General features: G+C 62.2%; 25 protein-coding genes. 15 read left to right on the top strand and 10 right to left on the bottom strand.

Going from position 1 to position 24,584, the window contains the following annotated elements:
- Nucleotides 1–37 precede the first annotated feature (37 nt).
- Together FJ867_RS23850 and FJ867_RS23855 are read left to right on the top strand one after the other, a co-directional pair.
- The gene (locus FJ867_RS23850; protein WP_140625458.1) at nt 38–316 is read left to right on the top strand and encodes a hypothetical protein; all 279 of its coding nucleotides are present in this window, start codon (nt 38–40) and stop codon (nt 314–316) included.
- Between the two features lie 64 nt (nt 317–380).
- Nucleotides 381–833 (top strand): VOC family protein, encoded by a 453-nt coding sequence (locus FJ867_RS23855; protein WP_140625459.1) that lies wholly within the window; start codon nt 381–383, stop codon nt 831–833.
- Between the two features lie 201 nt (nt 834–1,034).
- Here FJ867_RS23855 and FJ867_RS23860 read toward each other — a convergent pair whose 3' ends face one another.
- Nucleotides 1,035–2,276, bottom strand: a complete 1,242-nt coding sequence (locus tag FJ867_RS23860) for an ROK family transcriptional regulator (protein WP_181167348.1) — start codon at nt 2,274–2,276, stop codon at nt 1,035–1,037.
- Nucleotides 2,277–2,387: 111 nt separating this feature from the next.
- Between FJ867_RS23860 and FJ867_RS23865 the strand changes: the two genes are divergently transcribed.
- From FJ867_RS23865 to FJ867_RS23885, 5 genes are all read left to right on the top strand, one after another.
- Complete coding sequence (locus FJ867_RS23865) at nt 2,388–3,440, top strand: N-acetylglucosamine-6-phosphate deacetylase (RefSeq protein WP_140513463.1); 1,053 nt, start codon at nt 2,388–2,390, stop codon at nt 3,438–3,440.
- A complete protein-coding gene (locus tag FJ867_RS23870; RefSeq protein WP_140513465.1) occupies nt 3,437–4,630 on the top strand; it encodes an extracellular solute-binding protein in 1,194 nt (397 codons plus the stop codon). The genes FJ867_RS23865 and FJ867_RS23870 overlap by 4 nt, the downstream gene beginning before the upstream one ends.
- Before the next feature lie 224 nt (nt 4,631–4,854).
- Entirely contained in the window at nt 4,855–6,039 is a 1,185-nt protein-coding gene (locus tag FJ867_RS23875; RefSeq protein ID WP_140513467.1) for an extracellular solute-binding protein, read from the top strand.
- Nucleotides 6,040–6,046: 7 nt separating this feature from the next.
- Entirely contained in the window at nt 6,047–7,069 is a 1,023-nt protein-coding gene (locus FJ867_RS23880) for a Gfo/Idh/MocA family oxidoreductase (RefSeq protein ID WP_140625461.1), read from the top strand.
- Nucleotides 7,066–8,082 (top strand): Gfo/Idh/MocA family oxidoreductase, encoded by a 1,017-nt coding sequence (locus FJ867_RS23885; protein WP_140625462.1) that lies wholly within the window; start codon nt 7,066–7,068, stop codon nt 8,080–8,082. The genes FJ867_RS23880 and FJ867_RS23885 overlap by 4 nt, the downstream gene beginning before the upstream one ends.
- Nucleotides 8,083–8,163: 81 nt before the next feature.
- On the opposite strand, the gene FJ867_RS23890 is transcribed toward FJ867_RS23885, so the two are convergent.
- From FJ867_RS23890 to uxaC, 6 genes are all read right to left on the bottom strand, one after another.
- The gene (locus tag FJ867_RS23890) at nt 8,164–9,009 is read right to left on the bottom strand and encodes an ABC transporter permease subunit (RefSeq protein ID WP_140513473.1); all 846 of its coding nucleotides are present in this window, start codon (nt 9,007–9,009) and stop codon (nt 8,164–8,166) included.
- 1 nt (nt 9,010) lies between these two features.
- Nucleotides 9,011–9,907 (bottom strand): sugar ABC transporter permease, encoded by an 897-nt coding sequence (locus tag FJ867_RS23895; protein ID WP_140686366.1) that lies wholly within the window; start codon nt 9,905–9,907, stop codon nt 9,011–9,013.
- A gap of 8 nt (nt 9,908–9,915) precedes the next feature.
- Nucleotides 9,916–10,983 (bottom strand): ABC transporter ATP-binding protein, encoded by a 1,068-nt coding sequence (locus FJ867_RS23900; RefSeq protein ID WP_140498466.1) that lies wholly within the window; start codon nt 10,981–10,983, stop codon nt 9,916–9,918.
- A 77-nt stretch (nt 10,984–11,060) separates the two neighbouring features.
- Entirely contained in the window at nt 11,061–12,236 is a 1,176-nt protein-coding gene (locus FJ867_RS23905) for an extracellular solute-binding protein (RefSeq protein WP_140686374.1), read from the bottom strand.
- Nucleotides 12,237–12,353: 117 nt separating this feature from the next.
- Nucleotides 12,354–12,569: a hypothetical protein gene (locus FJ867_RS23910; protein ID WP_140686367.1), complete on the bottom strand. Its 216-nt coding sequence runs from the start codon at nt 12,567–12,569 to the stop codon at nt 12,354–12,356.
- A gap of 2 nt (nt 12,570–12,571) precedes the next feature.
- Nucleotides 12,572–13,972 (bottom strand): glucuronate isomerase, encoded by a 1,401-nt coding sequence (gene uxaC, locus FJ867_RS23915; RefSeq protein WP_140818772.1) that lies wholly within the window; start codon nt 13,970–13,972, stop codon nt 12,572–12,574.
- A 229-nt stretch (nt 13,973–14,201) separates the two neighbouring features.
- Here uxaC and FJ867_RS23920 point away from each other — a divergent pair, with 229 nt between their 5' ends.
- From FJ867_RS23920 to FJ867_RS23955, 8 genes are all read left to right on the top strand, one after another.
- Complete coding sequence (locus FJ867_RS23920; RefSeq protein ID WP_140672117.1) at nt 14,202–14,876, top strand: GntR family transcriptional regulator; 675 nt, start codon at nt 14,202–14,204, stop codon at nt 14,874–14,876.
- 35 nt (nt 14,877–14,911) lie between these two features.
- Nucleotides 14,912–16,096: a mannonate dehydratase gene (uxuA, locus tag FJ867_RS23925; RefSeq protein WP_140625465.1), complete on the top strand. Its 1,185-nt coding sequence runs from the start codon at nt 14,912–14,914 to the stop codon at nt 16,094–16,096.
- 212 nt (nt 16,097–16,308) lie between these two features.
- On the top strand, nt 16,309–17,361 hold the full coding sequence (locus FJ867_RS23930) for a LacI family DNA-binding transcriptional regulator (protein ID WP_140650349.1): 1,053 nt from the start codon (nt 16,309–16,311) through the stop codon (nt 17,359–17,361).
- A gap of 2 nt (nt 17,362–17,363) precedes the next feature.
- Nucleotides 17,364–18,125 (top strand): glucosamine-6-phosphate deaminase, encoded by a 762-nt coding sequence (locus FJ867_RS23935; protein WP_140672078.1) that lies wholly within the window; start codon nt 17,364–17,366, stop codon nt 18,123–18,125.
- A 34-nt stretch (nt 18,126–18,159) separates the two neighbouring features.
- Nucleotides 18,160–19,347 (top strand): extracellular solute-binding protein, encoded by a 1,188-nt coding sequence (locus tag FJ867_RS23940; RefSeq protein ID WP_140672076.1) that lies wholly within the window; start codon nt 18,160–18,162, stop codon nt 19,345–19,347.
- A gap of 455 nt (nt 19,348–19,802) precedes the next feature.
- Nucleotides 19,803–20,888 carry a type III polyketide synthase gene (locus FJ867_RS23945; RefSeq protein WP_140513489.1) on the top strand — a complete coding sequence of 362 codons (1,086 nt, stop codon included), beginning with the start codon at nt 19,803–19,805 and terminating at the stop codon, nt 20,886–20,888.
- A complete protein-coding gene (locus FJ867_RS23950; protein ID WP_140672075.1) occupies nt 20,889–21,611 on the top strand; it encodes a class I SAM-dependent methyltransferase in 723 nt (240 codons plus the stop codon).
- Complete coding sequence (locus tag FJ867_RS23955; protein ID WP_140672073.1) at nt 21,608–22,792, top strand: FAD-dependent monooxygenase; 1,185 nt, start codon at nt 21,608–21,610, stop codon at nt 22,790–22,792. Before FJ867_RS23950 ends, FJ867_RS23955 begins: the two co-directional genes overlap by 4 nt.
- Before the next feature lie 135 nt (nt 22,793–22,927).
- On the opposite strand, the gene FJ867_RS23960 is transcribed toward FJ867_RS23955, so the two are convergent.
- The 3 genes from FJ867_RS23960 to FJ867_RS23970 all read right to left on the bottom strand — a co-directional run bounded on the left by FJ867_RS23960 (nt 22,928) and on the right by FJ867_RS23970 (nt 24,321).
- Nucleotides 22,928–23,233, bottom strand: coding sequence for a hypothetical protein (locus FJ867_RS23960; RefSeq protein ID WP_140498458.1), 306 nt, complete (start codon nt 23,231–23,233; stop codon nt 22,928–22,930).
- Between the two features lie 178 nt (nt 23,234–23,411).
- Nucleotides 23,412–23,912 carry a metallophosphoesterase family protein gene (locus tag FJ867_RS23965; protein ID WP_140498549.1) on the bottom strand — a complete coding sequence of 167 codons (501 nt, stop codon included), beginning with the start codon at nt 23,910–23,912 and terminating at the stop codon, nt 23,412–23,414.
- 79 nt (nt 23,913–23,991) lie between these two features.
- Nucleotides 23,992–24,321 carry a DUF768 domain-containing protein gene (locus FJ867_RS23970; protein ID WP_140658147.1) on the bottom strand — a complete coding sequence of 110 codons (330 nt, stop codon included), beginning with the start codon at nt 24,319–24,321 and terminating at the stop codon, nt 23,992–23,994.
- Nucleotides 24,322–24,584 lie beyond the last annotated feature (263 nt).

Consider the following 24,584-nt stretch of genomic DNA (forward strand, 5'->3'; position numbering starts at 1 on the left):
ATCCGTGCTTCATGCCGGCGACTATCCAGGCCATCGCTTGCAGGACCGTATCGCCTTCTGGCGCCAGCCGCTGATCGCCGGAAATATCAGGACAGTCTCCAGGTTGGAGTCGGCCTGGATTTTTGCCGACCTGCCGTGTTGGAAAAGAGAGGCACCGTTCGATTTTCGAGGAATTTCAAGTCGAGCCGGCGCCGGCTTCGGCGGCAATCGAGCAGATGATCGCGTGGAACCCGGAACGGATCGTGTCGACGCACGGTTGATGGTCTCCGGCGGTGCGGTGGGCGACCTGAGGCGAGCCTTCCGCCGGGTCTTGTAAAGAGTGTTTCGCCGGCTTGTGCACCGCAAACGAGCGCTCTGATATTTGGCGCGAGGACACCGAGATGACTGAACGACCGGAGAGATATCGAAATGCGATTGTCCCTCATATCTACGTCGACGGGGCGTCGGATGGGATCGCGTTCTACGAGCGGGCATTCGGAGCGATGGAATTGTTCCGAATTGCCCACCCAGGCGGCAAAATCATGCACGCCGAGATTTTGATCTGCGGAGCCGTGATCATGATCGGGGATCCGGACGAGAGACTATACGGCGAGCCGCAGACACTTGGTCGCTGCACAGCTGGCCTTCACATCTTCACTGATGATAACGCGACCTTGCTGCGGCGCGCGGTCAAGGCTGGCGCGGAAGAGATTCAGCCACCCACGAATATGTTCTATGGCGCCAGTTCCGCCACCGTGCGCGATCCCTTCGGCCACGTCTGGGTGCTCCTGTCGTGGAGGGAGGACCTCGATCCGGCAGAGATGGAACGGCGCGGGAATGCGCTCCTGGCCTAAAGAAGAAAACGCTGGCGACATGCTAAATGCGGCTGTTCGCTGTGCGGCTCGCTAGTGAGAACCGGCTCGAAAACCTCCGCGAGGCAGTGAGCTTCGCCCGAGCGGCGTCGCAGCATTCTCCACAGGACGTGAGAGGTGTGGGGCATCGAGATTGCTCCCGGATCTCTGAACCCGCAGCGTGAATCATTCAGATGCTTCGTGTCAGGGCATCGGCCTTTGCCGCTTTCCATTCCGCCGGGTCCGCCCTGCGCCATTCGGTTTCCCCTGCGGTGTGCCGAGCAGCACGCGAACGGCGATTTCATGAAGCGGTTGCGCGGCGCCTTGGACGACGTAGTCCAGGCTGGAGCGATCGGAGATCAGGGTCGGCAGGCGCAAGGTGCCGATCAATCCTTCCGCCTCGAAGCGGGAGCGTAGAAGTTCGTAGAGTCCGGCATTGCAGGTAAACGGGCCGGTGATGAACACCTTCTCGGGGAAAAGCAGCCTGCAGGCGTTCCCCAGCGCGCGCGCCATAAGATCGACGGCGACCCGGATTTCGGGAATATCCGTCAGCTCCATCGTCTCGATTTGGCTGGAGAGGAGTTCCTCCTCCCCTGAAGCCCACGGATATATCTCCCGTATGACCGGCAACAGGGCTGACAGCGAAGCTGCTGTTTCGAGACAGCCCCGGTTGCCGCATCCGCAGGGGCGATCCTTGAGCACGTTGAAACGCCAATGGCCGATTTCGCCGAAGGGGCCGCCCTGGCGCATCGGCGCATCGTCGCTGCCGCGATAGGCCAGGCCGATGCCCCAACCCCAATGAAGAATGAAGGCGCCTTCCAGTCGTTCCATGCCCGGCACGGCGTATCGGGCGCTCAATTCGACATCCAGTTGGCGAAACAGGAACACGCGCGGCGTGATGCCATCGAGCGCCTTGCCGACGTCGAAATCGCGAACGTTCGGCCATCGCGAGGTCAATATCCACGTCCGGGTCTTCACGTCCACGATGCCGGAAACGGCAACGGACGTTCCGACATGACGCATGCCAGACGGGCAGCTGCCGAGCAGACCGGCGACAAGGTCACGCATCGTCGCGGTCATGCGGGCCGAATCGGCGTCGGACGGAACATGGGCGGTTTGCCGGGCGAGGACACTTCCGCGGAAATCGACAAGGACGCCAACCAGTTCCTGGCTGGAAACAAGAAGGACGGTCGCGCCCGCGCAACCGGGGTTCAAAACGATTTGCGCCGGTGGGCGGCCACGGCCGCTCACCTGGCCGACGCTTTGCTCGATGATGCCCCTGCCGACGAGGTCGGCGATGGCGCGCGAGATCGCCATCGAGGTCATGTCCAACTCGGCGGCAAGTGCGGCGCGGGATTTGCCGCCGCCTTCGTGCAGGCTGGCGATGACGCGTGCGCAGTCGCGTTGGCGGGCGTCCTCGAAATCCGCGGTGTAGAGCGTCAACATGCCCGGATTCTTTTCCTTTCGCATTTTTGGATAACATTATTCAAAAATGGCTTGCAAGCGGTATCAAGCCGTGTACTCTCCGCGTAAGGAATCTTGGCGATCGGCCGCAACATGATTACTCCCGGTCTGGTCGACATGCAGGTCAATGGCTTCGCCGGCGTCGATTTCAACTCGGGGACCCTGACGGCGGCGGAACTCGACGAAGCGCTGGAGGCCCTCCTGGCGTGCGGCGTGACAGCGTGCCTGCCGACGATCATCACGGCAAGGCCGGACGAATTGTCGGCGCGGTTCAGCGCTCTCGACAAGGCTGTCTCCGAAAGCCGCCTCGGTCCCCTCATGTGCCCCGGCTATCATCTGGAAGGTCCGTTCCTCAATCCCGCCCCGGGTTATTCCGGATGCCATCCCGCCTCGGCGATGACCGCTGCGGATCCTGCGCTCATTGAGCGTCTGCAGTCGCTGCTCAAGCGCCCGATCCTTTTGACGACGCTGGCTCCCGAAGTGGAAGGTGGCATTGCTTTCATACGGGCCATGAACCGGCACAACATTCTTGTTTCGATCGGCCACTCGGCTTGCGGTTTTGAGCTCGTGGCGCAGGCCGCGGCGGCTGGCGCTGTCCTTTCCACCCATCTCGGCAACGGGCTGCCGCAAACCTTGCCGAAACTGGACAATACCCTGTTTGCCCAACTGGCCGAAGACCGTCTCGCCGCGACATTCATCGCCGACGGGATTCACGTTCCGCCAGGCGCGTTGAAATCGCTGGTCCGGGCAAAAGGGCTGGACCGGTCGGTCCTGGTTACCGATGCCGTTTCGGCGGCCGGTGCGCCGCACGGGTCTTACGAATTTGCCGGAATGCGGGTCGAGAGCCGCGCCGATGGCTCGGTCCGCGTTCCTGGCGGCATCGGGCTCGCCGGGTCGGCGCTGCGACTGGACGACGCCGTGCGCAACCTGGTGCGCTGGGGCATCGCCGGTTTCGCACAGGCTGTCGATATGGCCTCGGCAAATGTGATGGCGCTGCTGCAGCCGGTGCTGGACGCGCATGGCCTTCGCGTGCCCGCCAGCGAGATCGAGTGGGCGCCCGACATGACCATCACCCATGCGCGCGTCGGAGAAGAAGAACGCGAATACGACCGGCAAACGACAAAATGGGAAGGAAGACAACCATGACTGCTCGTGAACTCAAGGTGAATCGCCGCACCATCCTTGGCGGCATTGGCGGTACATTCCTCGCCGGCACGACGCGGGCCTGGGCGCAGTCACCCAAATTGCCGGCATCGCCGGTCGTCATTTCGGTGATGGACGTGGGCGGCGCGCTGGCGCTTTCGCAGCCGGCCTTCGAAAACTACGCCAAGAAATATCCCGAGCGCACCGAACGGATCGTCTTCACCAAGGCGCCGGTGACCGAGCTTGCCGGAAAGCTGCGCGCGCAGCAAGAAGCCAACCGCGTCGATATCGACATGGTGCTGACCGGCTCCGACGGTCTGGCGGCAGGCCTAGCCAACGGCACATGGATCAAGATTCTGCCTGATTTCAACGACAAGTTTCCCAAAATCGAGGACAATTACGAACCGGCCGCACTGGCCCTGCACAAGAAGCAGGGCGCGGGATATGGCGTTGTCGTCAACTACTATCCTTCCGGCCCGCTGATCGAATACGCCCCTGAGCGGGTGAAGGAGGTTCCCGGCTCGGTCGAGGAGCTGCTAGCCTGGGCCAAGGCCAATCCGGGCCGCTTCATGTATGCGCGGCCCACCAATTCCGGCCCTGGCCGCACATTCATGATGGGTCTCCCCTACCTGCTCGGCGACAAGGATCCGCAGGATCCCGTCGACGGCTGGGAGAAGACGTGGGGTTATCTGGCAGAGATCGGCCAGTATATCGACTATTATCCCGCGGGCACCGGCGTCACCATGAAGGAATTCGGGGAAGGCAGCCGCGACATCATCATTTCGACCACGGGATGGGATATCAATCCACGTGCCCTCGGCATCGTGCCGGAATCGGCAAGGATCGGCACGCTCAAGGGCTTCCATTGGGTTTCGGACGCCTTTTTCATGTGCGTTCCGAAAGGCATTTCCGACGACAAGCTCGCCGTGGTGCTTGATCTGATGGCATTTTTGCTTACGCCCGAAGCGCAGGCTTATTCCTACGATGAGGGCTATCTCTACCCCGGCCCGGCGGTGAAGAACGTGCCTGTCTCCATGGCGCCGCAGCACAGCCAGGACATCGTCAAACGTTTCGGCAGGGACGAGTATGCCAGCCTCATCGCCGACAACCCGATCGAACTGCCGCTGCCGCCGGAAAAGATGATCGCCGCCTTCCGAAAGTGGGACGAATTGGTCGGCGCAAAGAAATCCTGATGCTTCGCCAAAGGCCGGCCGCGTCGAGGGGCTGGCGCTAGGATAGTGCAGCATGCCAGGCGCGGCCTGACGCGGCCTGTCCGCGACGGGACCTTCAGCGCAGCGGGGCGTCATTTGCGTTGCATTCGATACTAATAGACTAATATATCATTCGTCTGGGAGAGCCGGGATGAAAGTGTGGAGATGCCGCTCTTTCAAGGAGATAAATGAGGAGGACGACGACGATGTTCACGATTTCACGCCGCCAGGCGCTCGGCGGATTGGCCGGGTTTGCAGCGCTGCCCTTTGGCAGGTCATTCGCCGACGAGCTTGCCCTGCCCACTTCGCCGGTGGCGCTCAACATCATTGATGTCGCGGGCAATCTGCAGCTTACCCAGGCGGCAATCGAGAAATTCGGCAAGGAAAATCCGGGGCTCGTCTCCAAGATCACGTTCTCGCGCGCGCCGTCCCCCGAACTGCCGGCCAAGCTCGCCGCGCAGCAGGCGGCCAACCGGGTCGACATCGACCTGGTGCTGACGGGGCCGGGTGCCATGTCGGACGGCATCACCCAGGGCCTGTGGATCGACGTGTGGACGAAATACCCCACTGTGCTGCCCAAGGCTGAGGACGTCTATCTCGACAGCGCCTTGATGATGCAGAAGAACTTCGGCCAGAACGAAGGCGTCGCCGTCGTCTATTCGCCGTCGGGCCCACTCTTCGAATATGCGCCGGACAGGGTCAAGACCATCCCCAGGAACACCGACGAACTGCTGGCGTGGGTGAAGGCCAATCCCGGCAAATTCTGCTATGCGCGGCCGGTCAATTCGGGACCGGGCTGGACCTTCCTGATGGCCATGCCCTACATCCTCGGCGACAAGAATCCTTCCGATCCCATCAATGGCTGGGAGAAGACCTGGGCCTATCTGAAGGCGCTGGATGAAGGCATCGATTACTATCCCTCCGGCACCACGGTGACGATGAAGGAGCTGGCCGAGGGCACCCGCGACATGATCGTTTCCACCTTCGGCTGGGACATCAACCCGCGTGTGTTGGGCATCGTGCCGAAGGAGATCGAGACGTTTGCGCTCGAAGGCACGCATTGGGTGCCCGATACGCAGTTCATGTGCATTCCCAAGGGCGTCGCGGAGGAAAAGGTCGCGGTTCTGGTCAAGCTCATGGCCTTCATGCTCGAACCCGCGCAGCAGGCCTATACCTACGACAAGGGCTATTTCTATCCCGGTCCAGCGGTCAAGGGGGTACCACTCAGCGCCGCGCCGCAGGAAAGCCAGGACGCCATCGCAGAGTTCGGCCGCCCACAATATGAAGAGCTGATCAGGAAGTTCCCGGTCGAAGCGCCGTTAAAGCCGGAAGCACTGGTCGCCGCCTTCGAGAAATGGGACCGCGAGGTCGGTGCCAACAAGATGAAATAGCGGACCAATGCGATTTGCCGTGATCGGCATCGATCATCGTCACGTCTATGACCTGATCGGTGGGCTTCTGGATGCCGGCGCCGAGTGCGCCGGCTACGATCCCGCGACGACCGATCCCAAGGTTGCCGCCGGCATCGCCGAGCGTTTTCCACGGATCGCGCCGGTCGAACGACGGCGCCTGATCGAGGATCCCGCCATCGACCTCGTCGTTACCGCGGCTGTCCCCTCCGACCGGGCCGCCATTGCCGTCGAGGCCATGTGGCATGGCAAGGACGTGCTTGCGGACAAGCCCGGCCTGACCACGTTCGAGCAGCTTGCCGCCGTGCGGCAGACCGTGCGTGAGACGGGACGCATCTTTTCGATCTGCTTTTCGGAGCGCCTCCTGACCCGAGCCTCGACGCTGGCGACGCAGCTGGCGATGGAGGGCGCCATCGGCGAAGTCATCCATGTGACGGGCCTGGGGCCGCACCGGCTCAACCGTGCGCTACGCCCGGCGTGGTTTTTCGATCCCGTGAATTACGGCGGCATCCTGGTCGATATCGCCTCGCACCAAATTGATCAGTTCCTGTTCTATACTGGCTGCGCCGACGCGAATGTCGTTTCAAGTGCGGTCGGCCATTTTGGCGCTCCTGACATTCCAGCATTCCAGGATTTCGGCGACATCCTCCTGCGCGGAGACAAAGCGAGCGGCTATATCCGCGTCGACTGGTTCACCGCCGACGGGCTGCCGACCTGGGGGGATGGACGGCTCATCCTGCTCGGCACCAAGGGCACGATCGAACTTAGGAAATATGTCGACATAGCCGGCAAACCTGGCACGGACCACGTATTCCTCGTCGATGGCCAGGGCACGCGCCATTTCGATGCGTCGGGCGAAAAGATATCCTATTTCGAGCGCCTGCTTGCCGACGTGTGCGAGCGTACCGAAACGGCGATGACGCAGGAGCATGTCTTCACGGTCTGCCGGCTGGCGCTCGAGGCGCAGGCGGCGGCGGTCGTCGTGACGGGGCAGGAAAGGAACGCGCGATGAGCAGGCTACGTGTCGCCATGATCGGCTTGGGTCCGGCGGCGTTGCCGCATGCGAAGAGCCTCGTCGATCTTGCTGGCAGGATCGAGGTGAAATGGGCGGCCAGCCGCAGCCAGGCGACGGCAGAAGCCTTTGCCGACCAGTTTTCCTTTCCCGTGACGACCGATATTGCGGCCGCGATTGCCGATCCCGAGGTTCAGGCGGTGCTGGTGCTGACGCCGGCCAACGCACATCTGGCGGTGGCCGAACTGGCCCTTGCCGCCGGCAAGCACGTGCTCGTCGAAAAGCCGCTCGAAACAACACTGGCCCGCGCCGAGAAGCTGGTCACGCTGGCCCGCGGGGCCGGCCTGCGCCTCGGCGTCGTCCTGCAGCACCGTTTCCGGCCGGCCAGCCTGCGGCTGCGCCAACTGCTGGCTTCCGGCGCCATCGGCACGGTGGAGGCGGCCAGTCTTCGGGTTCCGTGGTGGCGGCCGCAGGCCTACTACGACACCGGCGGCCGCGGCAGCTTCGCGCGGGACGGGGGCGGCGTGCTGTTGTCGCAGGCCATCCACGCCATCGACCTTTTCCGCTCTCTGCTGGGAGAGGTAGAGGTGCTGGCTTCGCAGGTGCGGACGACTGGCCTGCACCGGATGGAAGCTGAGGATTACGTCACCGCCCTGATGCGGCTCGGCAACGGCTCACCGGCCTCGCTGCTCGCCACGACGGCGGCCTATCCGGGCTCGCCTGAAACCATGGAGATTGTCGGCTCGGTCGGCACGGCCACGCTGACCGGCGGGGCGCTGAGCGTCGACTGGCTCGACGGGCGCGAAGAGCGCGTCGAGGCGGAGGGGAAGACAGGCAGCGGCGCAGCCATCATGGACTTCCCCCATGACGCGCATCGTGCGCTGATTGACGATTTCGCCGATGCGATTTCGCAAGACCGCGATCCGGTCGTGACGGGTGAGGAGGCGCTCCAGACACAGCGCCTGATCGCAGCCCTCATCCGTGCGGATCCGGCCAGCAACCAACCCGTATAAGAGCTTCCTTCTCGAACGCTCCAGGATTCCTGGAGAGAGTGGCTTTCCGCCGCCATCATGCGGCGGAAAGAAAAGCCTGCTTCAGGCGGAGGCGGGCTGCTGCTTTGCCCGCGCGACAATCTGCGTCGGATTGACGAAGCGCAGTGCGATCAGCAGCCAGACCAGCGTCGTTATCATATACACCACCGCCATCGCGTCGATCGACTGCACCGCGCGCACGCCCGAGGCGAAGACAGAATAGTACAGCGCCACGACGAGCGTCTGGCTGGTCGGCCCGGCCGTCAGGAAGGTCAGTTCGAACATGCCGATGGTACGCACCAGCACCAGCAGCAGCGCCGCCAAGATGCCCGGCATCAGCATCGGCAGCAGAACATGGAGGAAGAGCTGGAACGTGTTGGCGCCGAAGACACGCGCGGCCGCCTCGATCTTGGGATCGATCTGCTCGATGAAGGGGATCATCACCAGGATGACGAAAGGAACCGTCGGCACAAGATTGGCCAGCACCACGCCCCAGAATGTGCCGCCGACCCCCGATTGGTAGAGCACGGTAGCCAGCGGAATGCCGAAGGTGATCGGCGGCACCAGAAGCGGCAGCAGGAACAGAAGCATGATCAGCTTCTTGCCGGGAAAATCGCGCCGCGCCAGCGCATAGGCTGCCGTCACGCCGAGCAGGCCTGAAAGCGCGACCACGGTGAAGGCGATCTGGAAGGTTACGATCAGGATATCGTGGAGCTGGAATTCCGCCCAGGCGGCGAAATACCAGCGGGTGGTGAAGCCGGCAGGAATCCATGTGCCCAGCCAGCGCGTGCCGAAGGACGACAGGATGACCGTGGCAATCATCGCCGCGAGGTTGAGTACGAAGAAACCCACCACCACCCAGATGGCGGTGATCCAGAGCTTGGCGGCGATGGTTGTGTCGCGGATCATGTCAGCCCTTTCCGCCTGCGGTGCTGCCGCGATAGAACAGGTTGCGCAGCATCAGGATGGCGACGACGATGACCAACTGCACACCGGCCATGATCATCGCGATTGCCGAGGCCATCGAGTAGTCATATTGCTCGAAGGCGGCCTGGTAGGCCGCAATCGAGATCACGCGGGTCGGCCCGGCCGGCGCACCGAGCAGAACCGCCGACGGAAAGACGGCGAAGGCCTGTACGAACGAAAGCAGGAAGGCGATGGCCAGGCCGGGGATCAGCAGCGGCAGGAACACATAGCGGAACCGCTGCCAGGAGCGCGCGCCGTGGGTCGCCGCTGCCTGTTCCAGTGCCGGATCGATGCCTGTCACATAGGAAAGCGTCAACAGGAACGTGAACGGGAAACCGGTGATGATCAGCGACGCGAAAACACCCCAGTAATTGTTGGTGAGTTTCACGGGACTGCTGATGACGCCGAACAACATCAGCGTGCGGCTGAACCAGCCCTGCGGTCCCAGATAGTTGAGCAGGCCTTCCGCCACCAGCACCGTGCCGAGCGTTACCGGCAGCACGAGGATGGTGGTCAGCATACGCTGGTGCGTCATCAGGCGAACGCGAAAGGCGATGGGCAGCGCCAGCGCCAGGCTGATAACGGTGACCGGCACCGCCAGCCACAGCGTTGTGGCAATGGTGTTGTAAAGGAACGGGTCGGAGAAGAAACGCTGGTAGTTGGCGAGGAGCCCCCCTTCCTTCGGCTGGAAGGACAGGAGCAGGCCGTAGACAAAGGGATAGACGAAGATCGCCAGCGTAAACAAGGCGGCCGGAAGCACCAGAAGGGTGATGCCGTCGATCCCGTGCAAGGCCAGCCGCTGGCGCAGGGAAGGAGAGGGCGTATGATCGAGCGTCGACATCGCCGTCCTCAGGCCGCGTAGATCAGGGCGTGGGCAGAATCGATCGAGAGCGAAACCGTGTTCCCGACCGACGCGGCCTGGCTGGCATGGAAGATCAGCTCGAGGCCGCCCTCGGTGCGTGCCGTGCCGACGAATTCCCGGCCGCGATACTCGATGGTTTCGACCTTCGCATCAAGCGTCCCGATGCCCTTGTCGCTCACGGTGACATCGTCCGGCCTGGCGGCGATCACGGCTTGCGCGCCAACCGCGAGATCGTCGCGCAGCCTGCCCGAAAGGCTGACGCCGCCGACTTCGACCATGGCAATGTCGCCGTCGCGCCGGGTGACCTTGCCGGTTAGCCGGTTACGGTAACCCATGAATTCGGCGACGTCGAGATGGTCCGGGCTCTCATAGAGGTCCCGCGGAGCGCCGACCTGCCGGATTCGGCCATCGCGCAGCACGACTATGCGGTCGGCAAGCGACAAGGCCTCGTCCTGGTCATGCGTCACATAAAGGGTGGTGGCCCCGAGCTGGTTGTGGATGCGCCGGATTTCCGCACGCATCTCGATGCGCAATTTCGCGTCGAGGTTGGAGAGCGGCTCGTCCATCAGCACCAGCGGCGGCTCGATGACGATGGCGCGGGCGATGGCCACCCGCTGCTGCTGACCGCCTGACAGTTGACCCGGCAGCTTGTGGCCCTGCGTTTCCAGCCGCACCAGCCCCAGCGCCTCGTCGACGCGTTGCGTGATCTCGGCCTTGGGCGTGCCGCGCATCTTCAGGCCGAAGCCGATATTGGCTTTGACGGTCATATGCGGGAACAGCGCATAGTTCTGGAAGACCATGCCGAAGCCGCGGTCTTCCGGCTTAAGCTGGTCGATGCGCTTGTCGTCGAGATAGATGCTGCCGCCCGTGGTGGAAAGCAGTCCGGCGATGCAGTTCAGTGCGGTCGACTTGCCGCAGCCCGAAGGTCCGAGCAGGGCGATGAATTCCCCCTTGCGCACGGTCAGCGAAACGTCACTCAGCGCGCTCATACTGCCGAATTTTCGACTCATATGATCGAGGCGGAGTTCGTCGAATTTCGACGAGGCGAGCAGCATCCGTTCGTAGCCCCATTGTTGTAGGCGAACCGGGCGGCATGCCCGGTTCCTATTATGCGCTGAAACTCAAAAGTTTGTCATTTCGCGGCGGCGGCGACCTGTTCGTCCCAGATTCGGAATGCCGTTACCATCGAAGCGGGCTCCAGCGGCAGTTCGATCGGGTTGTTGGCGATCAGGTCGGCATATTCGGTGCGGCCGAATTCGGCGATCGCATTCTGGCTTTCCTGCGGCGCCATGTCGAGGGTGACATCCTTGACCGCCGGGCCCGGATAGAAATAGCCCTCGTCATAGGTATAGGCCTGCTGCTTAGGCGTCAGCAGGAATGCCATCAGGTCCTTGAGCACGGCCAGTTTTTCGTCGCTGACCCCTTTCGGCACGCACATGTAATGGGCGTCGGCGACCCAATGGAAGCCTTTCAGCGCCCCAACCTTGGCTTCCTTCGGCACGACGCCGAGAACGCGCGGGTTGATGTCCCAGCCAGTCGTCGACACCGTCATGTCGCGCGTGCCTTCGCCGAGTTCCTTCATCAGCGCACCGGTGCCGGTCGGATAATATTCGATGTATTTGTGCAGTTCCTTAAGATAGGCCCAGGTCTTGTCCCAGCCCTTGACCGGATCCTTCGGATCGCTGTCGCCGAGCAGATAGGGAAGACCCATCAGGAAGGTGCGGCCGGGGCCGGAATTGGCCGGGCGCGCATAGAGGAACCGGTTCGGGTTCTCCTTGGCCCACACCAGAAGCTCCTCCGCCGTGGTCGGCACCGTCTTGACCTTGTCGGGCATGTATTCGAGCAGCGGCCCGGACGGGTAGTAGGTGACGACGACGCCGTGGTCCTTGGCCAGCGTCTGCATCCGCGCTGCCGGCTCCTGATAGATATCGGCCAGCTTCGGCAAGGCGCCCGCATCGTCAGGAAGCAGCTTGACCCACAGGTCCATCTCGAGGCCTGCCGACAGCGCATCCGTTCCGGTAAGCACGAGGTCGATATCGACGCGGTTCGCCGCCTGCTGCGCCTTGATCTTGCCGGGAAGCTCGGGGGCGGGCGCCTTGGTGAAGACGATGTTCGAGATCAGTTCCGGCTTGGCCGTCTTGTAATTCTCGATCGCCTTCTGGGTTAGCGCCAGATTGCCGGCGACATCGACGATATTGATGGTGACGGGCGCGGTCGGCAGCTTGGCGGTCTGGGCAAACGCGCGCGCAACCGGAAGCGCCGCCATGCCGGCTAGTCCGCCGACCGCCTGTCGCCGAGTGATCTTGATCATCTTCATCTCCTCCGCTGGTCCTGTCTTGTCCGGCAGGATTTCAATTTTGATATATTAATCTACCAGTCATCAAAAACAACCGCTTTCTGCTCCGTGCATGAACCGCTGCGCCAATCATGCCACGGTGGCTGCGGCGCCGTCGTTCAAAAGATCGGTCAAATACGGTTCCCAGGCTTGCGAAATGGGCTCGGCCGGGAGATCGGTGCCGAGGACCTGCTTCAGCCGCAGGAAGACGGCGGCCAGTTGGGCAGCCAAGCCGATCTTTGCGGTCCGCGCGCCCGATCCCGGCCGGCAGGTCACCCAGGTCCGATTGGAAAGCCGCTGCGCCATGGTCAGAGCCTATAGGCTTTCTTGGCCAGGCAGTAGGCGAGATCGTGCGCCACTTCCTGCGCCTCGTCCTCGTCGAGCCGGTGGTCAGCCACCAATTCCGCGAGAAAATTGCAGTCGACGCGGCGCGCCATGTCGTGCCGCGCGGGGATCGAACAGAAGGCACGGGTGTCGTCGTTGAAGCCCACCGTGTTATAGAAGCCGGCTGTCTCCGTGGTAAGCTTGCGAAACCGGTACATGCCTCCGGGGCTGTCGAAAAACCACCAGGGCGGCCCGAGGCGCAGCGCCGGATAATGCCCGGCAAGCGGCGCAAGCTCGCGCCCATAGGCCGTCTCGTCCAGTGTGAACAGGATCAATGTCAGGCGCGTGTCGTTGCCGAACGCGTCGAGGAGCGGCTTGAGGTCGTGGACATAATCGGTGCCGGTGGGAATGTCTGCGCCCTTGTCGAAGCCGAACTCGGCGAAAATCTGCGGGTTGTGGTTGCGGAAAGAGCCGGGATGGATTTGCATGACCAGGCCGTCCTCGACGCTCATGCGCGCCATTTCGGTCAGCATTTGCGCGCGGAACAGGTCGGCATGCTCGGGCGAAACATCGGCCTTCAGCACCCGGTTGAACAGAGCCGTTGCTTCCGCCTTCGACAGGTCGGCGGTGCGGGCATTCGGATGGCCGTGGTCGGTGGACGTCGCGCCGCGCTGCTTGAAATATGCACGGCGGATTCGGTGCGCCTCAAGATAGCCGGGATAGCTGGCCGGCGTTCCGGCCAACGCCAGGAACCGCTCCACCTCGGCATGGAAACCCTTGCGCGAAGGGTCGACGACGGCGTCTGGCCGGTAGGCTGGCACAACCCGGCCGTCCCATCCGGAAGCCTTGATCGCATCATGCGCGGCAAGCGCATCGGTGGCGGCGTCCGTCGTTGAGATGGCTTCGATGTTGAAACGCTTGTAGAGCGCGCGCGGGCGCATCTCCGGCCGCTCGAGCTGTTCGGCGATGCGGTCATAAAGAAGGTCGGCATTCTTCGCGCCGAGCCGCTCTTCGATTCCGAAGACCGTTGCCAGCGAATGCTCGAACCACAGCCGTGTCGGCGTGCCGCGGAAAAGGGCGTAGTTCTCGGCGAAGCGGCGCCAGATCTTGCGGGGATCGGTTTCGATCGGGCCCCCATCCAGTCGTGGGACGCCGAAATCTTCCATGCGCATTCCGTGGGAATAGAACATGCGCAAAATGTAGTGGTCGGGCTTGACGAACAGCGTGGCCGGATCCGGGAACGGCAGGTCATACGCATACCAATCCGGCTCGGTATGGCCGTGCGGGGAGATGATCGGCAAGGCACGCACGCCTTCATAGAGGCGCCTGGCGATGGAACGGACGGTAGGATCAGGCGAAAAAAGCCTGTCGGGATGGAGCGGCATTGCAAAATCCTTGCGGTCGAGCCGCGAAAGCGGCGTTCGGAAGGGAGGGGCGATTGAATGCGCGCGATCATAATTTGGGATGAAGCGGCGTTCCGATATTGGCGAACAGTAAGGAATAATATATTAATATGTCAACTGATTGAAGATCGGGGATCGAGAAATGACATCAGCAAAGGCGCATGCGGGCATTGCGGGCTCCGACCGCGACGCCGTCTCCGTTCGAACGAAGATGCGTCGGCCGGGCATCGTGCGTACGACGGCTGCGTCCGCAGTATACCGCGAACTGCACGAGGCGATCGTATCCATGCAGCTTAAGCCCGGCAACGCCTTGAATGAAAAGGTGCTGACCGAGCGTTTCGGTGTCAGCCGCACGCCGGTGCGCGAGGCGTTGATTCGCCTAGTCGAAGACGGGCTGGTCAATATCTATCCTCAGTCGGGAACCTTCGTCGCGCCGATACCGATCTCGCTCATTCCCGAAGCCGTCGTCATCCGTAAGGCGCTGGAAGGCGCCACGGTCGAAAAGGCCGCGCAATGCGCAAACGGCGACGATGTGGGAAAGCTCGACGACATATTGGCGCGGCAGCGGTTCCTTGCCGAACGACAGGACATGAACGGATTTCACGAGGCCGACGAGGCCTTTCACGAGGCGATTGCCCGAATAGCCAGCTATTCCGGCATCTGGAACTATCTGAAGCCGGTCAAGGTGCAGATCGACCGGGCGCGACGCATGACGCTGCCCGCGCTCGGCCGCATGGACCATGTGATTGGCGAGCATACGGTCATCCGCAACGCTATAGGGGCGCATGACGTGAAGGCTGCCTGCGAGGCCATGCGAATCCACCTGGGCGCTGTCATTCCCGATGTCGAGCAACTGCGCGACGCCTACCCCGACTGGTTTATTTGAGCCGACCAGCCCTGAAATAGTTGGAGAAATGACGAATGCGCGAGGCATGGAGATGGTTTGGGCCGGATGCGGGGGTTCCGCTCGATGCCGTGCGTCAGGCCGGCGCCACCGATATCGTATCGGCGTTGCACGAAGTCCCGATCGGGCGTGCCTGGACGAAGGCGGAGGTGGCGACGCGCAAGGCGATGATCGAGGATACGCCGTCCGACCGCTCGCCGCTTGTCTGGTCGGTCGTTGAAAGCATACCGGTCCCCGACGCTGTCAAGCGTCACGGCGGCGAGGCGAAAGCCGAGATCGAGGCCTGGATCGCCAGCATGGAAGCGGTTGCGGCCAACGGCATCCATATCATCTGTTTCAATTTCATGCCCCTGGTGGACTGGACCCGCACCGATCTCGATTACGAACTGCCAAGCGGCGCGACCGCGATGCGTTTCGACCAGGACCGGTTTGCAGCCTTCGACCTCCACATCCTGCAGCGCAGGGGAGCCGAAGCCGATTATTCGAACGAGGACCGCGAGCGGGCGAAAGCTGTTTTCGAGGCGATGAGCGAAGAGGAGGCCGCGACCCTCGTCGCCAACATCGCCAGTGCGCTGCCGGGCTCGACCACGGAGCCGTTGACGGTCCCGCAGTTTCGCGACCGGCTGGCGCGTTATGCGGGCATCGATGCCGCCCGGCTGCGCCACCATCTCACCGAATTCCTGGCGGCGATCGCGCCCGCCGCAGAGAGCAGCGGCGTCCGGCTTGCGCTGCATCCGGACGATCCGCCCCGCTCGCTCTTTGGTCTGCCGCGGGTGGCCTCGACCGCCGCCGACTACAACGCGCTCTTCGAGGCAGTTCCGTCGCCGGCCGTCGGCATGTGCTTTTGCACCGGAAGCCTTGGCGTGCGCGCCGACAACGATCTTCCGGCGATGGCGAAGCACTTCGCGTCGCGCATCCCCTTCGCACATTTGCGGGCGACCAAGCGCGAAGGCGATGGCCGCACCTTCCATGAAGCGGCGCATCTGGACGGCGACGTGGACATGGTTGCGGTACTGCGCGAATTGTTGGCCGAAGACGGCAAACGGGAACCGCACGACACCATCGTCTTCCGCTCCGACCACGGCCACCGCATGCTGGATGATCTCACAAAAACGGTGAATCCCGGCTATCCGGCGATAGGTCGCCTGCGCGGTCTGGCGGAACTGCGCGGCGTGATCCACGCGCTCCAGTCGAAGGGTTGACAGCGCGGCAATGCCTACCGTGATCGGCGCGGCTTCGGTCCGCCTGCGCCGATCCTGCCCTATCCCTGACGTCGATCGGCATTAGGTCGGTTTCCGCCTGTGGAGGACTGCCTCGGGGGACAGTCCGATTATCCGACCTGTTCTAGGCCAATCAATCCTTGACACGACTTCGTGCAAGCGCTTTCATGCAAGCGCTTGCATTAGGGGCGCGCATGCCTGACCGAAGGCGGAACAATTCATCTTCAGCACCGACGCTGAGCGAGGTGGCGGACGCAGCCAACGTCTCTTCGGCTACGGTTTCGCGTGCTTTCAGCCGGCCGGAGCTTCTCAGTCGCGAGACGGTCGCGCGGGTTCACTCGGTCGCCGCAAGACTCGGCTATGTCCCCAACCATGCCGCGCGCGCACTAAGCACCGGCCGGATGGGCAATATCGCGCTGATCGTGCCCGACATCACCAACCCGTTCTTCGCGGCGTTGATGCGTGGGGGGCAGGCGACGGCCCGCGACTGTGGCTATGCGACATTTATCGGCGATTCTGACGAGACGCCGGAAGTGGAAGACATTCTCCTGACCAAGCTGTCGGCGCAGGTAGAAGGTTTCATCATCGCCTCTTCGCGCCTGCACACGAAACAGATCCTTGAACATGCGCGGAGGCGGCCTTGCGTCCTCGTCAACCGCGACATTCCCGGCATGGTACGGCTTCTGGTCGATAGCGGGCCAAGCTATGGGCAGGCGCTGGAGCATCTGGTTTCGCTGGGCCATAGATCGATCGCCTATGTTTCCGGGCCGGCATTCTCCTGGTCGAACAGCCAGCGCTACGGCACCGTGACCAGGAGGGCCGCCGAGCTTGGGGTTGAGATTGTACGGGTTCCGACCTCGCGGCCAAGCTTCGAGGCCGGCCAGGCCTGCGTCGATGAACTCGTCCTGACGGCCGCGACCGCCGTACTCGCATTCGACGATGTCATGGCGCAAGGCATCATGGCCGGGCTTGCCGCGCGCGGCCTGTCGGTGCCGGGCGACTACAGCGTGATCGGCTGCGACGGCATACTGGCGCCGACCCTTTTCCCGCCCCTGACGTCCATCGCAACCCATTGCGCGGAGGCCGGCAGGCAGGCGGTCGAGCTTCTCGTCGCTATGCTGCAAGGCAAGCCGCTCGCTCACAAGCGCATCAATCTCGTCACCGAATTCGTCATCAGGGCGACAACCCAGGCCCCGTGCTCGCAGCGAGCCACGGCGGGGCTCGATCGACTTACAACCACGGAGTGATCATGCGAATTTACGTGAAACCGGACAAAAAGCTGCTGGGCGCCGCTGCCGCTGAACTGGGGGCGCAGTCGATCCGCGCCGCGATCGAGGCGCGCGGCGCGGCCAATATCGTCGTCGCCACCGGAGCCAGCCAGTTCGAGGTACTTGCCGCGCTGGTGGAGCGGGATGACATCGACTGGTCGCGCGTCACCGGCTTTCACCTCGATGAATATGTCGCCATGCCGGATACGCATCCGGCCAGTTTTCGGCGCTATCTCAAGGAGCGCTTCACCGCGTTGCTGCCGTCGTTCGGGGCCTTTCATTTCATCGACGGGGACGTGCCGGATCCAGGTGCCGAGGTGGCGCGCATCAATGCGTTGATTGCGCGTCACCCCATCGATGTGACCTTCGCGGGCATCGGCGAGAACGGCCACCTCGCCTTCAACGATCCGCCCGCGGACTTCGAGACGACCGCACCGTTCCACCTGGTAACGCTGGACGACCGCTGCCGCCGCCAGCAGTTCGGCGAAGGCTGGTTTCCGACGCTGGAAGACGTCCCGCACAGGGCGATCTCCATGACCGTCAACCAGATCATGAAAAGCGGTCTGATCGTGCTGGCGGTGCCGGACCGCCGCAAGGCCGAGGCGGTGCGCGACACGGTCGAAGCGCCGATCTCGCCGATGGTGCCGGCCGGTATCTTGCGCAGGCATGCCGACTGCCACCTGTTTCTCGATCCGCAATCGGCTGCTCTGCTTCGCGAAGTGCCGGACACCGTGGGCGAATAACCGTCCACGCAACCTAGAAAGGGAGGAGACACCAATGACAACCCGACGCAATGCCCTTCTAACGATCCTGGGTGCTGGCGTTGCCGCGGCGGCAAGGCCGGTTTTCGTGCTTGCCAAGGAGTTCCCGAAGCCGAAGGAACCGCTGGTCATCAATGTGGTCGACGTTGCCGGCGACCTGCAACTCAGCCAGCGGGCGCTTGAAAAGTTCGCCGAGACCCATCCGGAACTGATTTCGAAGTTCGTTTACACGCAGGCGCCCGCGCCCGAACTTGCCGCCAAGCTCAAGGCCCAGCAGGCGGCAGGCCGGTTGGACATCGATTTCGTGCTCACCGGTAACGACGCCCTTGCCGCGGGCATCGACCAGGGATTGTGGACCCAGATCCTGCCCGACTACGCCGATATGTTCCCCAAGCTCGACGAGCGCTACCTACCGGGCGCCTATGCCATGCAGCAGATGGCGAAGGGCCAAGCCTTCGTCGATAGCTGGTATCCGTCAGGCCCGCTCCTGGAATATGCGCCGGATCGGGTCAAGGACCTTCCTGGGACCGCTGAAGAGTTGCTTGCCTGGTGCAAGGCGCATCCGGGAAAGTTCATGTATGCGCGCCCGGCGAATTCCGGCCCCGGCCGAACCTTCGTCATGGGCCTTCCCTACCTGCTCGGCGACAAGGATCCGCTGGATCCTATCGACGGCTGGGAGAAGACCTGGGCCTATCTCAAGGAACTGAACGACTGCATCGACTATTATCCCTCCGGCACGACCGTCACCATGAAGGAACTGGGTGACGGCACGCGCGACATCATCGTCACGACCACCGGATGGGACATCAATCCGCGCTATCTCGGCATCGTTCCCGAAGACTACAAGATTGCGACCCTGAAGGGCTTCCACTGGGTCAGCGACGCCAACTATGTGGCTATCCCAAAGGGCGTTTCCGACGAAAAGCTCGGCGTTCTCCTGCAACTGATCGCCTTCATCCTTGAGCCCGAGCAGCAGGCATTCATGTACGATCACGGCTACATGTACCCCGGCCCGTCGATCAGGGACGTGCCGATAGAGATGGCGCCGCAGGACAGCCAGGACACGATCAAGCGTTTCGGCCGGCCCGAATATGCCGCGATGATCGCCGACAACCCGATCGAACCGCCGCTCGACGCCAAACCGCTGGTTGCCATGTTCGAGAAGTGGGACAAGGAGATCGGCGGGGCCAAAAACGGCAAATAGGGTATCTCCGCGCACCGCCATTCGACAGCGGTTTGTCCCCGCCGCCATGATGGCTAGGCCGCCTTAAACAATACCCCTGGTGGTCCGGGGAAGCCGCCGGTCCACCCGAGATCGCGGTCGACTGGCCAGGCCTTGGCCGGTCAAGGAATGGATGACTCGTCTGGCTATATGGCGGCCGCGATGCCATCCATCCTGATGCGAATGCGGCATCCGTTGCGGTACGGTGCCACATTCGACGCTCGCCCGCCTGCGCCGCCGACAGCGAGGAAGCCTCCAATTGCGCTTGGTGCCGCCATTGGCCGGCACCTTGGAAATCGTCGAGGACGAGGGAAGCTTTCATCTGTCCCGAACGTTTATGAGAGTGTTTACCACCTCTCAGGGGCTGGTCCCGACCCGGTCGGGTTCGTAGTCACCGCCCGCGGTACACCAGCCTAAAGCTGTAGGCCGAGGAAAAGATGCCCGCTCAAGCTTTCATCAACCGGATTGCGGCAGCCGTTCCGGAGAATGGCGTTCACCGCTTCTTTCTTCAATTTGCCGGTTCCCAGTTGACGGCAAATCCCCGTCGCCGGGCGATCTTTGATCGCATGGCGGACAGATGCGGAATAGAGCATCGTTATTCGTGCTTTGCGCCCGCCGATGATCCTGAAGGCCCAAGTGTCGATTTGGAGGGTGTTTTCAAACGCGGCGCGTTTCCAGGCACGGCAAAGCGCATGGAGATGTTCGCGGCCACAGCGCCCGCTCTGGCTGAACAGGCCGTGGAGAAGCTCCTTCATGGTCAGGACAGGAGCCGTATCACACATTTGATCGTCACCACCTGCACGGGGTTTTCCGCCCCCGGCCTGGATCTGGAAATAATTGCCCGGTGCAACCTGCCGACCTCCATCGAGCGCACAATCCTCGGCTTCATGGGTTGCTATGCAGCGATCAACGCACTCAAGCAGGCACGACACATCATCCGGTCGGAACCCGAGGCCCGGGTTCTGGTGGTCAGCATCGAACTCTGTACGCTTCACCTCAAGGAGACCTCCGACCTTGAAAAGCTGCTCTCGTTCTGCCTGTGGGGCGATGGCTGCTCGGCTGCGTCGGTAAGCGCCAGTCCTTTTGGCATAGGACTGGATAGTTTTCACGCGCTCGTCGATGGCGGCAGCCGCGACCTCATGACCTGGAACATACACGACGACGGTTTCGACATGGTGTTGTCGGGAGAGGTTCCCGCCGCAATCCACCATGCACTCGGCACAGACATAGGCAGCATTCTGGGAAACAGGAGCGTTTCAGACGTCGACCTTTGGGCCGTCCACCCGGGCGGCCGCTCCGTTCTCGACGCAGTGGAGCGCGCGCTGAATCTCCGTTCCGATGCGTTGTCGACCTCCCGCGAGGTCCTTCGTGAAAACGGAAACATGTCCTCTGCTACCGTCATGTTCGTACTCGAGCGAATGCTGCGCGAGGCCACAAAGGAAGACCGTGTGGGTTGTGCCATGGCATTCGGACCTGGCCTGACGACCGAGACGATGATGTTCCACACAGCCGGCGATACCTGAATGGTCAATGATCTCGACCATCGTCGGATCGAGCGGGAACTGCTCGACAATTTGCCTCCCGACGATCCAAGGGCCGTCGGTTCGCGGCGTGATCTCGCCTGGATAAACGCACTGATGTTTCAGAGCGCGATCATGGCCAGCCTGTTGAAGGCAAGCGTGCGCAAAAGCCCGACCAGATTTTTGGAAATTGGTTCCGGCGATGGAGCATTCATGCTTTCCGTCGCAAAGCGCCTCGCCCGGCGCTGGACAGATGTCGACCTGGTCATGCTTGACCAGTTCAACCTCATTTCGGACAGGCGGTTCGCTGATTTCTATGCACTTGGTTGGCGGGTCGAAATCATCATCGATGATGTCTTCGAATGGATCGAAAGCCCCCGAGCAGGCGCCTTCGATGTGGTATCGGCCAACTTGTTTCTGCACCATTTTCCGGACGCAGCCCTGAAACGCCTGTTTTTGGCGATTCGCCCTCTGGCGCCAGTGTTTCTCGCCACCGAGCCGAGCCGAAACGCCATTGCCTTAAGAGCCTGCTCGCTTCTGCATATCATTGGCGCGAACGAGGTGACTTTGCACGATGCGCCGGCAAGCGTCCGCGCCGGTTTTGCGGGTCATGAGCTTTCCAGCTTATGGCCCCCGGATTTCAGGCGCCAGTGTGCAGAACGCAGAATTGGACCGTTTACCCATGCCTTCCTTGCCGTCGACCGCGCTTCGGAAGGTTTGCCATGATGTACGACGCCATCGTCATAGGCGCCGGGCCAAGTGGTTCTTCGGTGGCCTTGGCTTTGAGCGGCCAGGGGCGCGCCGTTGCCATCGTCGAGCGAAGTGAATTCCCGCGCCGCAAAGTTTGCGGGGAATACATGTCCGCGGTCAATCTGGATCTATTGGATAGATTGGGCGGAGGCGCCGCGGTTCGCGCCAAAGCCGGTCCGGAGGTCAAGCGGGTTGCACTTTTTGCATCGGGTCCCGGCACGGATGCGGGCATGCCGCGGGCCGCGGGAGATGCATTTGGACGCGCGCTCGGGCGCGACGTTCTGGATGGCATGCTTTTGGATGCGGCTCGCGATGCCGGAGCCGACGTGTTCCAGCCTTGGCGGGCGGCGGAGATCACCACCGATGGTGACAACGCTATGGTTCGGATCGAAAGCAAGCACGATCAGGGAGTTCTCGTTGCGCCGGTCGTTATTGCCGCGCATGGCTCGTGGGAACAAGGAAGGCTTCCGACGAACCTGCCGAAAACCAACGCGCCGCACGATCTTTTCGGATTCAAGGCTCATTTCACCGGCGCTGAGCTCGACCGCGACCTCATGCCCCTGCTGGCATTTCCGGGCGGCTATGGCGGCATGGTCTGGGCCGACCGGAACAGGATGTCGCTGTCGTGCTGCATACGCCGCGACGCCTTGATCAGGCTACGCAAAAAAGGCAACGCCTCGTCGGCAGCCCAAGCTGTTCATGCGCATATCCTTGCTTCGTGTCCCCGTGTCGCCTCCACGATCGTGAATGCCACGCTCGATGGCGAATGGCTCGCCGCAGGTCCCATACGGCCTGGCATACGCCCATGTTTTGCCAACGACATATTTCGGGTGGGCAACCTCGCCGGTGAGTCCCATCCCATCATCGCTGAAGGGATCTCGATGGCCTTGCAGTCAGGCTGGTTGTTGGCCAATGAACTGGCTAGGTTCGCCCGTTGGGACCGAGCGGCAAGGATTGCTGTTGGACGCCGCTATTCCAAGGGCTGGAACAGCCAATTTGCAACCCGCATTCGCGTGGCTGCCTTGTTGGCACGCCTTGCCTCCCATCCCATGTCCGCTGCCGCGATGAACACGTTCGTGAGCGGTTTCCCGAACAGCCTGACGCTGGGAGCCAGATTGACCGGCAAGACGAAACCGCTGCCGATCGCGTGCGACTGAGAGGCTCAAGACTTGGTGCTCCAAGACGCTATAGCGGTCATGAACTCTGTCTTTCGATAGGCGCAGCCTTGCGATTAGGGATGACGTCTCAGGCCCGGGTCATCGCCGGGCCTGAGCTGAATTCTGCTGGCGGAACTATTTGTTGCAATTTTGGGACGGCGAGGTGGCAGTGCCGCTGGCGGTATTGGTGTCGACGTCATTGCCCGCAGTGTCCTTGCAACGGTCATTCATGCCGTTTGGTGTTGTCGTGGTCGAGTTCGTCGCATTCGGATCAGTTGTGACGGTCCCCGTGGTGCTGCCGGAGCCGTTGACGCTCGTGCCGCTGTTGTTCATGCCGCCGCCCGCGGTACCGCCGGCATTGCCCGAGCCGCTCGTTTGGGCCAGGGCGGATGTGGCGAGCGCTAAGGACAGGGCGGATGCGACCAAGATCGTTTTCATCATAAGTGCCTCCATTGGTTAAATCGCTTGTTGCGATCACTTTCCCAACGGAGCGCCGTCCTTGTTGTTCCTGTAACGGAAAATCGTGATCGATCTTCATTCTTGTCCGGCTTTGATGCTGAGCGAAGCACATCCAGAACTGTATAAAGGACGACTGCCGGTCAGTGGCGACGGGCCACGCTCAGCCTGATCGACGGTTGTGCTTGCTGAGCAGGATCGGCAGGGAAACCGGCCGGAAATTCCACACGTCAACGCCGACATCACGCTGGCGAGTAAGCGGCTTCAGCTTGCCATGCGAATGGCCGTGCAAATTCACCGATCCCTTGCCCATCTGATTCCAGGTCCGAAACGGATAGTGGCACAGGACGAGGAGGGTACCGTCCACCACCAGTTCCGCATAGTGCTGGATGCTGGCCCAGCCAGATGCGAGCGTTGCATCGCTTCCGTCATTGTTGCCGATGATCAGGTGCTTGCGCCCGTTGAGCTGCGACAGGATGTTTTCGATGCCGGCCTTCGGGCGGGCAAAATCACCCAGATGCCAGATCTCGTCGTCCGAGCCGACGGTCTCGTTCCAGAGGCTCATCAGCGCCGCGTCATGCGTTGCCAGCGAGCCGAACGGCCGCCGATCAATTCGCAGGATGCGTGGGTCGTTGAAATGAGTATCGCTCGTGAAGAAGATCATCCTGTGCGCGACTTCCCTCGCTGATCGACCCAGCCCGATACGCCGGACTAACGATCCGGTATTCGGCTGTACGCGCTCGTCAGCTTCCTTCCTTACGGCCGTCACCGGCGGCAGACGCTGAGTGTTCAGGCTCCGCAGCCTCAAGACCTTGGATAATCGGCGTAAGCGAGCCATCTTCCTCCGGAACTGGTTGCCGGCCGTTGGCTGCGTTCGCCTTGTCGAGGGCCTGCTGGATGGCGTCCTCTATGTTGCCGATATCTTCTTCGCGAACCTCGCGCCCGTATCCTGCGGCGTCCGCATCCTGCTCGAATTGCTGGGCCAACACCGCGACGCTGACTTGCGTGTCGGTCGCCAGGTTTCCGACATTCTCCTGCAGCCAGGTTCGAAAGAACTCGATCGTCGCGCTCATATTGCCTCCTGAACCGGACAACTGCTGCTGAGAGCGGTTGTTCCATGTTCCTGGCTACACTTTGCGGACTCTTGTGACGTTGACCTTGGGTACCGGGGATCCGATGAACGCGCCGGTTGAGCATGGCCATTGCCGCTGCCATCGGTGCCGCGGCCCTTGCCGTCGGCAACACACGGTATCCGAACGGAGTAGCCCCAAACTGTCAGCTTACAATTTGCAGTCATAGGTTACAGACTTCCCGTGTTCTATAAAGGGAGGTGGGA

The organism is Mesorhizobium sp. B2-5-3 (assembly GCF_006441005.1).
GTDB lineage: Bacteria > Pseudomonadota > Alphaproteobacteria > Rhizobiales > Rhizobiaceae > Mesorhizobium.

Bases quoted from the DNA above. Each gene is read 5' to 3' on its own strand.
- FJ867_RS23870 (WP_140513465.1), top strand. From the start codon at position 3,437: ATGACTGCTCGTGAACTCAAGGTGAATCGCCGCACCATCCTTGGCGGC.
- FJ867_RS23885 (WP_140625462.1), top strand. From the start codon at position 7,066: ATGAGCAGGCTACGTGTCGCCATGATCGGCTTGGGTCCGGCGGCGTTG.
- uxaC (WP_140818772.1), bottom strand. From the start codon at position 13,972: ATGCCGCTCCATCCCGACAGGCTTTTTTCGCCTGATCCTACCGTCCGT.
- FJ867_RS23900 (WP_140498466.1), bottom strand. From the start codon at position 10,983: ATGCTGCTCGCCTCGTCGAAATTCGACGAACTCCGCCTCGATCATATG.
- FJ867_RS23955 (WP_140672073.1), top strand. From the start codon at position 21,608: ATGATGTACGACGCCATCGTCATAGGCGCCGGGCCAAGTGGTTCTTCG.
- uxuA (WP_140625465.1), top strand. From the start codon at position 14,912: ATGCGCGAGGCATGGAGATGGTTTGGGCCGGATGCGGGGGTTCCGCTC.
- FJ867_RS23910 (WP_140686367.1), bottom strand. From the start codon at position 12,569: ATGGCGCAGCGGCTTTCCAATCGGACCTGGGTGACCTGCCGGCCGGGA.
- FJ867_RS23940 (WP_140672076.1), top strand. From the start codon at position 18,160: ATGACAACCCGACGCAATGCCCTTCTAACGATCCTGGGTGCTGGCGTT.
- FJ867_RS23945 (WP_140513489.1), top strand. From the start codon at position 19,803: ATGCCCGCTCAAGCTTTCATCAACCGGATTGCGGCAGCCGTTCCGGAG.
- FJ867_RS23855 (WP_140625459.1), top strand. From the start codon at position 381: ATGACTGAACGACCGGAGAGATATCGAAATGCGATTGTCCCTCATATC.
- FJ867_RS23875 (WP_140513467.1), top strand. From the start codon at position 4,855: ATGTTCACGATTTCACGCCGCCAGGCGCTCGGCGGATTGGCCGGGTTT.
- FJ867_RS23930 (WP_140650349.1), top strand. From the start codon at position 16,309: ATGCCTGACCGAAGGCGGAACAATTCATCTTCAGCACCGACGCTGAGC.
- FJ867_RS23960 (WP_140498458.1), bottom strand. From the start codon at position 23,233: ATGATGAAAACGATCTTGGTCGCATCCGCCCTGTCCTTAGCGCTCGCC.
- FJ867_RS23920 (WP_140672117.1), top strand. From the start codon at position 14,202: ATGCGTCGGCCGGGCATCGTGCGTACGACGGCTGCGTCCGCAGTATAC.
- FJ867_RS23865 (WP_140513463.1), top strand. From the start codon at position 2,388: ATGATTACTCCCGGTCTGGTCGACATGCAGGTCAATGGCTTCGCCGGC.
- FJ867_RS23890 (WP_140513473.1), bottom strand. From the start codon at position 9,009: ATGATCCGCGACACAACCATCGCCGCCAAGCTCTGGATCACCGCCATC.
- FJ867_RS23950 (WP_140672075.1), top strand. From the start codon at position 20,889: ATGGTCAATGATCTCGACCATCGTCGGATCGAGCGGGAACTGCTCGAC.
- FJ867_RS23970 (WP_140658147.1), bottom strand. From the start codon at position 24,321: ATGAGCGCGACGATCGAGTTCTTTCGAACCTGGCTGCAGGAGAATGTC.
- FJ867_RS23880 (WP_140625461.1), top strand. From the start codon at position 6,047: ATGCGATTTGCCGTGATCGGCATCGATCATCGTCACGTCTATGACCTG.
- FJ867_RS23895 (WP_140686366.1), bottom strand. From the start codon at position 9,907: ATGTCGACGCTCGATCATACGCCCTCTCCTTCCCTGCGCCAGCGGCTG.
- FJ867_RS23965 (WP_140498549.1), bottom strand. From the start codon at position 23,912: ATGATCTTCTTCACGAGCGATACTCATTTCAACGACCCACGCATCCTG.
- FJ867_RS23860 (WP_181167348.1), bottom strand. From the start codon at position 2,276: ATGTTGACGCTCTACACCGCGGATTTCGAGGACGCCCGCCAACGCGAC.
- FJ867_RS23935 (WP_140672078.1), top strand. From the start codon at position 17,364: ATGCGAATTTACGTGAAACCGGACAAAAAGCTGCTGGGCGCCGCTGCC.